This window comes from Kitasatospora sp. NPDC088351, from assembly GCF_040685575.1.
GTDB lineage: Bacteria > Actinomycetota > Actinomycetes > Streptomycetales > Streptomycetaceae > Kitasatospora.
In genome coordinates this window covers 24,865-35,988 of sequence record NZ_JBFBIL010000070.1, presented here as the reverse complement: position 1 = coordinate 35,988, position 11,124 = coordinate 24,865, and the positions used below count along the sequence as shown (strand labels likewise).

Here is an 11,124-nt window from a genome sequence, read left to right as displayed (position 1 = left end):
CCAATCTCGTGTTGCACGAGCATCAGAAGGGCGCCCTGACCCGTCTGGACCGCTTCCTCCACACCCGCCCCGGCGCCCGCCTCCGACTCATGGGACGAGACCCGGCAGACGCCCCGTCAGATCGACCGGCGCGCCCGCCCAGGGCCCGCACCGCCTCGCCGCCGGAAGCCGACGCGGCGGCTCAGCCGGGAATTCGCAGCTGCTCACCGGGCTCGATCAGGTCCGGATCGGCACCGATGACCAGCCGGTTCAGCTCGTACAGCGCCGGCCAGCCACCCGGCAGGCCCAGCCGCTCGGCGATGGCTCCGAGCGTGTTGCCCTCACCGACCGTCCACACCTCCCCCGGTCCGGGCAAGGCACCGGTGGCGTCCCCGTCGGGGAGAGGAGCCTCCTCGACGGTCCCGCTCCGGTCGTGGACGGCATCGTCGACGGGCGGCGGCACGACCGGGCGGACCGGGGGCCGTGCGTGGTGGCGCGCGGCCGTGGCGCCGCAGACCGGCCACGGGGTCAGGCCCCGTCGCGCGGCCAGCCGTTGGGCGACGGCGATCTGTTCCTCGGGGGCGGCGAGGTCGGCCCGCGGTGCGTAGCCGAGGCCGCCGTTCTCCCGCCAGGTCGGCTGGTCGAACTGCAGTCCCCCGTAGTAACCGTTGCCGGTGTTGATGCGCCAGTTCCCCCCGCTCTCACACGCTGCCAGCCGGTGCCAGTCCACCGGGCCGCCCCCGTCGCCGCCGGCCGGCCCGCCCGGCGGCGCGGCCTGGGCCGCCGGGACGGGGAAGGCCGCGGCCAGGGTGCACAAGGCAACGGGGACGAGGCGGCGCAGACGAGTGTTGGAAGGCATGGGCGACTCTCAGGTTCGACGACATGACAAGCGCCGCCCGCGAGCGACGCCCCATTACCGACGCACACCGCTGTCGGCGCGTCGCCTTCGACGCCGCCGCAAGGTCACCCGCACAGCCGTCACGTACCACCCGACCGGCTCCGGCCGTCGACCGGCCGACGCGACCCGCTACCGGGGGGCGCTCCCACCGCGCCACGTCATCCGGCGCGGGAGCCCTCGGCCCCTGTGGAACGGGCCGGTGCCGCAAAGAATCCCGCCTCCCCGCGGGCCGTCGTGCTCCGTGCGCCGGACGGGTTCTTCGCAGCGGACCTGTCCGGTCGGCCAGAGCGACTGAAGCGCCGTCGGACGCCGCCGACGAGGCCTCCGAAGCCGGATCCGCGCCGGGCTTCCCACCCCACCGTGTGACCGATCAGGACGGGTGATGCCGGTCCCGGTCAGGTGGCGGCGCCGACCGCGTCCAGACCCTGAGCCACGTCCTGGAGCGCCGCCGCTCCCGCGGCACCGCCTGCTCGCGACCGGAACCGTCCGCCGCGTGCCCGCCTTGTCGCACGCCCCCGGCGCCAGGTCACGCCCCCAGACCGCCCCCTGACCCGCCCACCACAAAGCACCCCCGCGCCACCCGCCGAAGCGGCGCGCCGACGACCGCATCGGCACGCCGCCACCCGAAGCTCCCCAGGTTCCCGAAGCCCCCGGACTCCCAGGTCTCCCAGGGCTTCCGGAGCTCCCCGGGGCTCAGCAGATCCGCGGAAGCTGCTCCCCGAGCGGGAGGTCGACGACCCGGGTGCCCCCGAGGGCCGTCCGGGCCACGACCATCCCGGCGTGGTCGGGCACGCATTCACCGATCACCGCGGCCGCCGCGCCCAGCGGGTGCGCCCGCATGGCCGCGAGGACGGCGTCGGCGTGTTCGCGCGGCACGAAGGCGACGAGCTTGCCCTCGTTGGCGACGTACATCGGGTCGAGCCCGAGGATCGCGCAGGCGTTGGCCACCTGCGGGGGAACCGGGACGCAGCGTTCCCGCACCACCACCCCGACCCCGGCCGCGGTGGCGATCTCGTTGAGCGCGGCGGCGAGCCCACCCCGGGTGGGGTCACGCAGCACGTGGAGGTCGGGTGTGACGGCGAGCATCGTCTCGACCAGACCGCCCAGGGCGGCGCAGTCGCTGGTGACCTCGACCCCGAACTCCAGGCCCTCCCGGACGCTCATGATCGCCACGCCGTGCAGGCCGATCTCCCCGCTGACGATCACCACATCGCCCGGCACGGCCCGTTGGGGCCGGATGTCGACCCCGGCCGGGATCAGGCCGATTCCGGCGGTGTTGAGGTAGATGCCGTCGCCCCGGCCGGCCTCCACCACCTTGGTGTCGCCCGTCACCACCTCGACCCCGGCGGCCCTGGCGGCCGCGCCGAGGGCTTCGGCGACCCGCCCGACCACACTCATCTCGACGCCTTCCTCCAGGATGAACCCGCAGGAGAGGTACGCCGCCCGGGCCCCGCTCATGGCGAGGTCGTTCACCGTCCCGTTGACGGCGAGGTCCCCGATGCTGCCGCCGGGGAAGAACAGCGGCCGTACCACGAACGAGTCGGTGGAGAAGGCGAGTTTGGCCCCGCCGAGGGTGAGGACGGCGGAGTCGCCGAGGGCCGCGAGCGTCCGGCTTCCGAAGGCGGGCGCGAACACGTTCTCGACCAGTTCCGCCGAGAGCGCACCGCCGCCGCCGTGGCCCATCACCACCCTCGGGTGGTCCCGCAAGGGCACCGGACAGGTCCACCCGGCGAAGTCCGGCGCGGCATCCGCCCCGGCGCCGTCCGAATCGACGACAGCCGTGCGCGTGATGGCACCGCCGCCCGGCGAGATGCCGCCGTCCAGCCCTCCGTCGGGGCCCGGACCAAGGTCAAGGTCGATGTCAAGGTCGGTGTCAGGCAACGGGACTCGCCTCCCGGGCGCCGGCCGGCGTGCCGAGCCGGCGGTAGAGGTAGTACGCGGCGCAGGCCCCCTCGCTGGAGACCATGGTGGCGCCGAGCGGCGTACGCGGCGTGCAGGTCGTGCCGAAGGCCTCGCACTCGTTCGGCCTGAGCAACCCCTGCAGCACCTCGCCGCTGCGGCACTGCGCAGGCTCGCAGGTGGTGATCCCCGAAACGTCGAAGCGGTACTCGGCGTCGTACTCGCGGTAGCGCGACGAGAGCCGCCAGCCGCTCTGCGGGATGACGCCGATACCGCGCCACGCACGGTCGGTGACCTCGAAGACGTCCGCGAGCATCGCGCGGGCCGCCGGATTTCCCTCGGCGCGGACGGCCCGGGGGTAGGCGTTGTCGACGGTGTGCTCACCGCGTTCCAACTGCCGCACCGTGCGCCGGATCCCCTCCAGGATGTCGAGCGGCTCGAAGCCCGTCACCACGATCGGCACCCGGTGGCGGGCGGCCAGCGCGGGGTACTCGTCGGTGCCCATCACGCTGCAGACGTGGCCCGCGGCGAGGAAGCCCTGGACCCGGCAGTCCGGCGAAGCCATGATGGCGTCGATCGCGGGCGGCACCCGGACGTGCGAGACCAGCATGGAGAAGTTCCGCAGCCCCTGCCGCCGGGCCTGGTAGACGGCCATGGCGTTGGGCGGGGCGGTGGTTTCGAAGCCGATGCCGAAGAACACCACCTGACGGTCCGGGTTCTCCCGGGCGATCCGCAGCGCGTCGAGCGGCGAGTACACGATGCGGACGTCGCCGCCCTCGCTCCGGACCCGGAACAGGTCACGGCCGGTGCCCGGCACCCGCAGCATGTCCCCGAAGGAGCAGAAGACGACCTCGGGCCGGGCGGCGATCTCCAGTGCCTTGTCGATCACCTCCAGCGGTGTGACGCAGACCGGGCACCCCGGCCCATGGATCAACTCCACTCCTTCTGGAAGAAGTTGGTCGATGCCGTGCCGGATGATGGTGTGCGTCTGACCGCCGCAGACCTCCATCAGCGCCCACGGCCTGGTGACCGCCGCTCCGATGTCGTCGAGCAGGCCCCTGGCCAGCTCCGGGTTCTGGAACTCCTCCAGGTACTTCACCGCCACTCCTCCTTCGTCTCGGGCCGGGACGGCCCGGCCGCGTCGAACGCCCCGGGCGCACCACCAGCCGCCTCCCACGGGTCACCGAACTCCTCCTGCAACAGGCCGAGTTCGGTGAACAGGTCGAGCGTCCTTCGGGCCGACTCCTCATCCAGCCGCTGCAGCGCGAACCCGACGTGGACGATGGCGTACTCGCCCACCTCAAGGTCCGGCAGGTACTCCAGGCACACCTCCTTGACCACGCCGCCGAAGTCCACCACGGCCATCCGGGTACCGTCCCGCTCCTCGATCTCCATCACCCTGCCGGGTACCGCCAGACACATGGGCTTCCTCCGTCTCAGGTGGTGACTCTCGCCGCCACCAGCAGCTGGCCCAGGGCCAGTCCTCCGTCGTTCGGCGGCACCCTGCGGTGCCGCAGCACGCTGAACCCGTCGTCGCGCAGGCCCCGGGCGCAGGCCGAGGCGAGCACCGCGTTGGCGAACACCCCGCCGGTCAGTACCACCACCCCGATCCCGTACCGGTCCCGCGCCTCGCCGCACCAGCTCCGGACGAGCTCCGCGACCGCGTCGTGGAACCGGGCCGCGATCAGTCCGGTCGGCGCGCCCGCGCACAGGTCGTCCACCACGCCGGCCAGCACCGGGGCCGGGTCCGCGCGCGACGGTTCCTCCCCCGGCGTCACCGCGAAGCGGTAGCCGCCTCCCCGCACCGGGCCGTACGCGACGGCCGCCGCCTCCAGCTCGATCGCCGCCTGCGCCTCGTACCCGGCCCGGTGACAGACGCCGGCCAGCGAGGAGACGGCGTCGAAGAGACGGCCCATGCTGGAGGTCGGCACACAGTTCAGTCCGCACTCCAACTGCTTTTCCAGTACGGCCAGTTCGTCGGCCGGGCAGGTGCGCACGCACGGCAGTTCCGGCGTCCAGGGCAGTGCGGCCCGGCGCAGCCAGGCCAGCGCCATCCGGTAGGGGCGCGTCACCGCCGCGTCACCGCCGGGGAGTTGGGCGTAGCCGAGGTGTCCGAACCGTTCGAAGCCGTCGTAGTCGGCCACCAGTGCCTCACCGCCCCAGATCGCCCCGTCGTCCCCGTATCCGGTGCCGTCGAACGCGATGCCGATGACGGGCCGGGAACCGTCCAGTCCGTGTTCGGCCATCGCGGCCGCCACATGCGCGTGATGGTGCTGCACCCTCGCCACCGGCCTGGTCCCGGCGCCGCGCAAGGCCCGCTGGACCGAGCGGTAGCCGGGGTGGCGGTCCGCGACCAGCAGCTCCGGCGTGACGGCGGTCAGCCCGCTCAGCTGCCCGACGGCCCGGTCGAAGGCCCGCAGGGTGCCGAGGTCGTCCATGTCCCCGACATGGCCGGAGAGCCAGGCGTAGCCGCCCTCGGCGACGGCGAACACGTTCTTCAGGTCGCCCCCGACCGCGAGCGACGGACGGACCGGGACGGGCAGCGGAACCGGCAGCGGGGCGATGCCCCGTGAGCGGCGCAGCGGCAGCTGCTGCCCGTCGACGATCCGCAGGACGGAGTCCTCCACCGGCACCTGGATGGGCCGGTCGTGGGTCAGCCAGCCGTCCACGAGCGGCGCGAGCCGCTCAAGGGCCTCACGGTCGCCGGTCACGATGGGCTCGCCGGAGCTGTTGGCGCTGGTCATCACCAGCAGCCGGGGCCCGGCCGGATCGCCGGGCAGACCGAGCAGCAGGTGGTGCAACGGAGTGTAGGGCAGCAGGACACCGAGGTCGGGGCTGCCCGGGGCGATTTTCTCCACCATCTCGGCGACGGCTCCGCCCCGGCGCCGCAGCAGGACGATCGGCCGGACGGCCGAGGTGAGCAACTCCCGTTCTTCCTGGTCGAGATGGACCATCCCGTCCAGGTCGTCCGGTTCGCCGGCCATCACCGCGAAGGGCTTGTCGCCGCGGTTCTTGCGGCGGCGCAGCCGGGCGACCGACCCGGCGTTCCGCGCGTCGCAGGCCAGATGGTAGCCGCCGAGTCCCTTGACGGCGAGGATCGCTCCCGCCGCGAGCAGTTCCCTGGCCCGGACCAGTGCCTCCTCCCGGGCGAGGTCGGCCCGGCCGGGCAGCACCAGGACCAGCCGCGGACCGCAGGCGTGGCAGGCGATCGGCTGGGCGTGAAAGCGCCGGTCGGCCGGGTCGGCGTACTCGCGGGCGCAGTCGGGGCACATCGGGAACCCGGCCATGGTGGTGGCGGCCCGGTCGTACGGCAGCCCGGTCACGATGGTGAAGCGCGGCCCGCAGTTGGTGCAGGTGATGAACGGGTGCCGATGGCGGCGGTTGGCCGGGTCGCCCAGCTCTGCCAGACAGTCCGCGCAGGTGGCGACGTCGGGCGGGACGAACGTGCGACCTCGCCCGGCACTGTGCGACGGGGAGATGGTGAACCCCTCCGCGCCCGAGGCGGGGACGGTCTCGTGGTGTACCGACACCACCTCGGCCAGCGGCGGCGCCTCGCTCGCCACCCGGTGGCAGAAAGCCTCCAGGGCGGTCGGCAGCCCCTCGATCTCGGCGAGCACCCCGTCCTCGGTGTTGGTCACGTGCCCGGCGAGCCCGAGCCCGGTGGCCAGCGAGAAGACGAACGGCCGGAAGCCGACCCCTTGGACGACGCCACGCACCACGACCCGGCGCCGCTCGGACGCCTCCGGGTGACGCACCGTCAAAACTGCTCCCCCACCGGGTCGGACACCTGGATCGCCAGAAGCCCGCCGCCGTCCGCGTACTCGTGCGAGTGTGAATGCCCACCCCCGGGCCCGTGCGAGTGCCCGTGCGAGTGCCCGTGAGCCGACGCCTGAGCCATCACCGGCCGGTGCACCTCGGCGCCGTCCAGCACGGCCAGCGCCCGGTCCAGCAGCGCGCCGACGCCCGCGCCGGTCCTGGCCGAGGTGAACACCACCTCCACCCCGGGGTTGACCTGCCGCACGTTGGCCAGGAAGGCGTCCTGGTCGAACTCCACCGCCTCGGCGATGTCCGTCTTGGTGACCACCACCAGGTTGGCGAGCCCGAACGCCGTCGGGTACTTCAGCGGCTTGTCCTCCCCCTCGGTGACGGAGGCCAGTACGACGCGCAGCGTCTCTCCGAGGTCGTACGAGGCCGGGCAGACCAGGTTGCCGACGTTCTCCACGAACAGCAGGCGGGTCTGATCGGGCAGCCAGCCGGCGAGGTGGCTCCGGAGCATCGCCGACTCCAGGTGGCAGAGTCCGTCGGTCAGGACCTGTTTGACGGGGACCCCGGAACGGGCCAGCCGGACGGCGTCGTTCTCGGTGGCGAGGTCGGCGGTGAGGGCTGCCACCGGTACGCCCCGCTCGCGGGCGAGTGTGAGCTCCGCCTCCAGCAGGGCGGTCTTCCCGCTTCCGGGGCTGGAGAGCAGGTTGACGGCTGCGGCGCCCCGCGCCGTCAGTTCCGCCCGCAACTCGCGGGCGCCGTCGTCGTTCCGGGCGAGGATCGCCTGTCGGAGATCGGCCGTGCGGCACATCGGCTTCAGCCTTCCTGGTCGGCCGGGGCAGGGACCGGGGTGTCCGCCCAGTCGACCCCGAGAATCTGCAACTCGCGCCCCGCCAGAAGTTCCGTCCGCGCTCCGCCGCAGCGGGGGCAGCACAGGTCCGGCGGCATCCCGGTCAGCCATCGGGCATCGCAGCCCGCGCACCCCGCCCGTCCGGCGACGCTCTCGATGTGCAGCTCCGCCCCCTCCACCGGTGTTTCGGCGCAGGCGAGTTCGAAGCAGAAGCCGAGTGCCTCGGGTACCACGCCGGCCAGTTCGCCGATCTGGACCCGGACGGCCGCCACCCGGTGGGCTCCGTGGGCGCCGGCCGCTTCCGCCACCTGCTCCACGACGGCCATCGCGATCGACATCTCGTGCATCGGCCTCGTCCCTGCGGGTCCGGTGGGCAACGGCTCCCATTACAGGCCGCGGTAGCGGCGCCGGCCCGCAGCCGCGCCGCCACCGCCGGTGGGGCTACCCCTTTCGCAGCAGCGCCGGTTCGTTCACATCCGGCTGATCCGCAGATAGCGCTTCAGGTCGGGCAGGCTCTGCCAGACCGCGGCCGCGAGGACGGCCAGCACGGCCGCTCCGATCAGGTTCTTCAGCATGGTGAGACCTTTCTCTCCGCTTGACGGGTGTCCTCGCGGCCCTGTTCCGGCTCGGCGAGGACACGCAGGATCAGTTCGACGGCCCGGTCCACGGCGGCGGCGACGGGGGCGCTGAGACCGATGCCCTCCTCCAGCAGCCGCGGTTCGCAGCCGACCACGAGCACCCGGCCCGGAGGTGCGCCCCCGGTGCCCGCGCTGAGGGTGCCGAGCAGGGCGAGAACGGCGTCCGGCCCCATCCGGTGCCCGTCCAGCAGGGCCGTGTCCGCCGGCTCCACCGGGCCGGTGTCCGCCTCGATCAGGTAGACGGTGCCGGGCGGACCACCACGGGCGGTGGCGTCCACCAGGACCAGCGTCCGGTAGCCGTCCAGGAGTTGGTAGGCGAGGTGGACACCGCGGACGCCGAAGTCCACCACCTCCACCCCTTCGGGCAGCGGCCGGGCACGCAGCCGGGCCACGGTCTCGACGCCGAAGCCGTCGTCGCCGAGGAAGATGTTGCCGACCCCGGCGACCAGGACCCGGTCCGCGCTCATGCTCCCTCCAGTGGCTCGACCTCGTCGGGCTGGAAGTACCGGAACCGGCCCTGGGCCCGCCACAGATCGGCGCCCGGGTCGCCCTCGACGGTGACGGCCAGGTGTACCGAGCCGTCGACGTCGTGCAGCACCGCCTCCACCAGCGCCGTCCGGCCGTGCAGGAAGAGGTCCTGGGCGTCGGTGCGGCGGCGGCCGGGCTTCAGCAGGACACGGCTGCCCGCACCGACCTGCCGGCCGTCGACCAGCACCTGGTCGTGGTCCGGGTCGACGGCCGGGTCGTTTCCCGGATCCCACCAGGGCCGGTCCGTGTCGGGGCCGGCCGGGGGCGCGGTGACCTCGCGCAGCGCCCGGACCGTGCCGTGCAGGCGTTCCAGCACCTCGGCGGGCATCGAGTCGGCGAGGTCGATCACGGCGCCCGCCCGGTCGTCGGTGCCCCGGGCCTCCCGCTTCTCCTGGTCGGTGAGGGCGGCCGTGCGCAGGGCGAGGATCTCGTCGATCTCGGTCGCGTCGTAGAGCACGCCCGGGCTCTCGGGTGCCACCTGGGGGTGGTCCTCCAGGATGATCGGCGACGAGAGCAGGATGTCGTCACGGCCCTCGCCGCCGACCAGGACCGGCCAGGTGTGCTCGTTGCGGCACTCGGCGACGGCCGCCCTGGCCCACTCGGGCGGGTCGGTGACGGAGAGGAAGGAGCCGCGTTCGAGCCCGAGCAGCAGGTGTGCCGAGACCAGCGCGCGGGGCAGCGCGCCATCCCGGCCGGTGTCGTCGGGCGGCCGCCAGTCGGCCGTGTTCTCGACCACCGCCGTCAGCCGCACCGCCCGGTAGGGGCCGGGCACCTCCTGGGTGCTCAACCGCAGGACGCCGTCGAGCTGTTCGCGGCGGCGCAGCAGCCGCCCGACCTGGCGGCCGTCCTCGCGGACCGCCTCCTCGTCCGCACCCGCGGGCAGCCGGAACGCCCGGACCACCTCGCCATCGGCCAACTCGTCGACCGGCAGGAGGAGTTCGATCCTCTCCTCGACGCCCTCGTCCCACGGCGCCAGCACCCGGTCGGCCAGCGACAGCCGCTCCACCGTCTCGAACGACCCGTCGGCGGTGGTCTGTTGAACGGTACGGCGCTGGGCGCGCAGGAACCGCAGCTCGACCGCGAGGCGGTCGCCGCCGCGCGGCTCCATCAGGCACTCGGTGCGCTGGTACGAGTGTTCGGCCCGGTCCTTTCCGTACCCGGGCGGGACGAGCACGCCGAACTGCCAGCGCAACCGGTTCTTGGCCGACGACGCCCGGTACGGGTAGAGGACGTAGCCCTCCAGCAGGACCGCGTCGGCGATCTGCCGGGCGGCCGTGAAGCGGGCCGCCAGGCCCGGCGGAATGACCGTCACCGGACCGCCTCCTCGATCCGGGCCGCGGTCAGCAGCTCACGGACGGTCGCCTCCCAGGACGGCAGGGCGCGCCGGGAGCGGTAGGCGAGCAGCGCATCGATCAGGTCGCCCGGCAGTCGCAGCCAGCCGCAGCCGGGGAAGTGCTGTTCGATCATGTCCCGCCAGACCGCGACCGGCAGCCGCACGGCGGCCTCCTGGTCCCAGGGCACCGGCAGGACCTGGAATCCGCCCGGGCCGGCGAAGGCCGTACCGGAGAAGAGCAGCAGCACGGGGATCTCCCCGTCGTCGAGCGCCCGCAGGTAGCGGGCGGCGGCGACGTCCAGGTCGTAGGTGCAGGGCACCGGCAGGTCGATCTCGGTGCTGCCGGTGAAGCCCGGGACCATCAGGGGGACGTGGGCGAACTGGACGGGGTGCATCGAGGTCGCCCAGCGCGAGCGCTCGCCGAACAGATCGGCCAGGCGCTCGCCCTCGGCCTCGCCGTAGCCGCGCCGGCCCGGTTCGATCCGCAGCTGGCAGCGCAGGGCGAGGGCGTGCACCCGAAGGCCCTCGGCCGCCGTGATCCGCAGCCGGAACACCAGAGTCGGCCCGGCCGCGTACGGGTCGGCCCGTACCCCGGTGCAGGTGAAACCGAGGTCGCTCACGCGGGCTCCTCCTCGGGCAGCGCCTTGGCGCGGCCGGTCACGCGCCGGAAGAAGGCGTCGAGGTCGGCGCGGGCCTCGGCCCCGCCGTCGAAGCCCTGCCAGCGCAGCCGCATCCGCCCGACCAGCTCGTAGCAGACGTCGATCGGCACCAGCAGGCACTGGATCCGTCCGCCGGTCCGGCGCAGCAGCAGCGCCTCGACGTCGGGCTCCAGCATCCCGGCCAGGCGGGTGCCGGTCAGCGCCGCCCGGCAGGTCTCCTCGTCGAGTTCGCTCTCGGTCGCGCCGGCCGGGCTGGGGTAGAGCGCGACCAGGCGGTCCAGCACCGCGTTGCGGAACAGGAAGGCGGTGCTGACGGGGATCCGCAGGGTCACCCAGGCGGCCTCGTCCAGACCGGGGCCGGGGTCGGAGAGGTAGCGGTCCGGCACCGCGCGGTACCGGTCGCCGGCCGCGCCGGCCTGCCGGAACAGCATTCCGCAGGCGGTACAGGCGCAGGCCAGTGAGCGTTCCTCGGTGTCCACCAGGTGCTGGTGCCCGGACGGCAGGTGCAGGCCGCAGAAGGCGCAGCGCTCGGGCTGCGGGGGCGCCGGCTCACGCAGTCTGCGGAGCAGCGCCGTGCC

The 11,124-nt window shown here is 73.7% G+C and carries 11 protein-coding genes; all 11 read right to left on the bottom strand.

Features of this window, described 5'->3' with window-relative positions:
* Positions 1 to 181 precede the first annotated feature (181 nt).
* Complete coding sequence (locus AB0P06_RS32315; protein ID WP_363613689.1) at positions 182 to 838, bottom strand: transglycosylase family protein; 657 nt, start codon at positions 836 to 838, stop codon at positions 182 to 184.
* Between the two features lie 732 nt (positions 839 to 1,570).
* Complete coding sequence (gene hypE, locus AB0P06_RS32310) at positions 1,571 to 2,590, bottom strand: hydrogenase expression/formation protein HypE (protein WP_363613695.1); 1,020 nt, start codon at positions 2,588 to 2,590, stop codon at positions 1,571 to 1,573.
* A 160-nt stretch (positions 2,591 to 2,750) separates the two neighbouring features.
* Positions 2,751 to 3,875 carry a hydrogenase formation protein HypD gene (gene hypD / locus AB0P06_RS32305; protein WP_363613687.1) on the bottom strand — a complete coding sequence of 375 codons (1,125 nt, stop codon included), beginning with the start codon at positions 3,873 to 3,875 and terminating at the stop codon, positions 2,751 to 2,753.
* A complete protein-coding gene (locus AB0P06_RS32300; protein ID WP_363613685.1) occupies positions 3,872 to 4,198 on the bottom strand; it encodes a HypC/HybG/HupF family hydrogenase formation chaperone in 327 nt (108 codons plus the stop codon). Before AB0P06_RS32300 ends, hypD begins: the two co-directional genes overlap by 4 nt.
* Before the next feature lie 14 nt (positions 4,199 to 4,212).
* A complete protein-coding gene (gene hypF, locus AB0P06_RS32295; protein WP_363613683.1) occupies positions 4,213 to 6,537 on the bottom strand; it encodes a carbamoyltransferase HypF in 2,325 nt (774 codons plus the stop codon).
* Entirely contained in the window at positions 6,534 to 7,349 is an 816-nt protein-coding gene (hypB, locus tag AB0P06_RS32290) for a hydrogenase nickel incorporation protein HypB (protein WP_363613681.1), read from the bottom strand. Before hypB ends, hypF begins: the two co-directional genes overlap by 4 nt.
* A gap of 5 nt (positions 7,350 to 7,354) precedes the next feature.
* Positions 7,355 to 7,735, bottom strand: coding sequence for a hydrogenase maturation nickel metallochaperone HypA (gene hypA / locus AB0P06_RS32285; RefSeq protein ID WP_363613679.1), 381 nt, complete (start codon positions 7,733 to 7,735; stop codon positions 7,355 to 7,357).
* A gap of 221 nt (positions 7,736 to 7,956) precedes the next feature.
* Positions 7,957 to 8,493, bottom strand: coding sequence for a hydrogenase maturation protease (locus AB0P06_RS32280; RefSeq protein WP_363613677.1), 537 nt, complete (start codon positions 8,491 to 8,493; stop codon positions 7,957 to 7,959).
* Entirely contained in the window at positions 8,490 to 9,866 is a 1,377-nt protein-coding gene (locus tag AB0P06_RS32275) for a hypothetical protein (RefSeq protein WP_363613675.1), read from the bottom strand. Before AB0P06_RS32275 ends, AB0P06_RS32280 begins: the two co-directional genes overlap by 4 nt.
* Complete coding sequence (locus AB0P06_RS32270) at positions 9,863 to 10,507, bottom strand: DUF6084 family protein (RefSeq protein WP_363613673.1); 645 nt, start codon at positions 10,505 to 10,507, stop codon at positions 9,863 to 9,865. The genes AB0P06_RS32275 and AB0P06_RS32270 overlap by 4 nt, the downstream gene beginning before the upstream one ends.
* Positions 10,504 to 11,115 carry a DUF5947 family protein gene (locus AB0P06_RS32265; protein WP_363613693.1) on the bottom strand — a complete coding sequence of 204 codons (612 nt, stop codon included), beginning with the start codon at positions 11,113 to 11,115 and terminating at the stop codon, positions 10,504 to 10,506. Before AB0P06_RS32265 ends, AB0P06_RS32270 begins: the two co-directional genes overlap by 4 nt.
* Positions 11,116 to 11,124 lie beyond the last annotated feature (9 nt).

What these genes read in the sequence shown, in the direction of transcription:
- AB0P06_RS32315 (WP_363613689.1), bottom strand. Translation starts at nt 838, where the DNA reads ATGCCTTCCAACACTCGTCTGCGCCGCCTCGTCCCCGTTGCCTTGTGC.
- AB0P06_RS32300 (WP_363613685.1), bottom strand. Translation starts at nt 4,198, where the DNA reads ATGTGTCTGGCGGTACCCGGCAGGGTGATGGAGATCGAGGAGCGGGAC.
- hypB (WP_363613681.1), bottom strand. Translation starts at nt 7,349, where the DNA reads ATGTGCCGCACGGCCGATCTCCGACAGGCGATCCTCGCCCGGAACGAC.
- hypA (WP_363613679.1), bottom strand. Translation starts at nt 7,735, where the DNA reads ATGCACGAGATGTCGATCGCGATGGCCGTCGTGGAGCAGGTGGCGGAA.
- AB0P06_RS32280 (WP_363613677.1), bottom strand. Translation starts at nt 8,493, where the DNA reads ATGAGCGCGGACCGGGTCCTGGTCGCCGGGGTCGGCAACATCTTCCTC.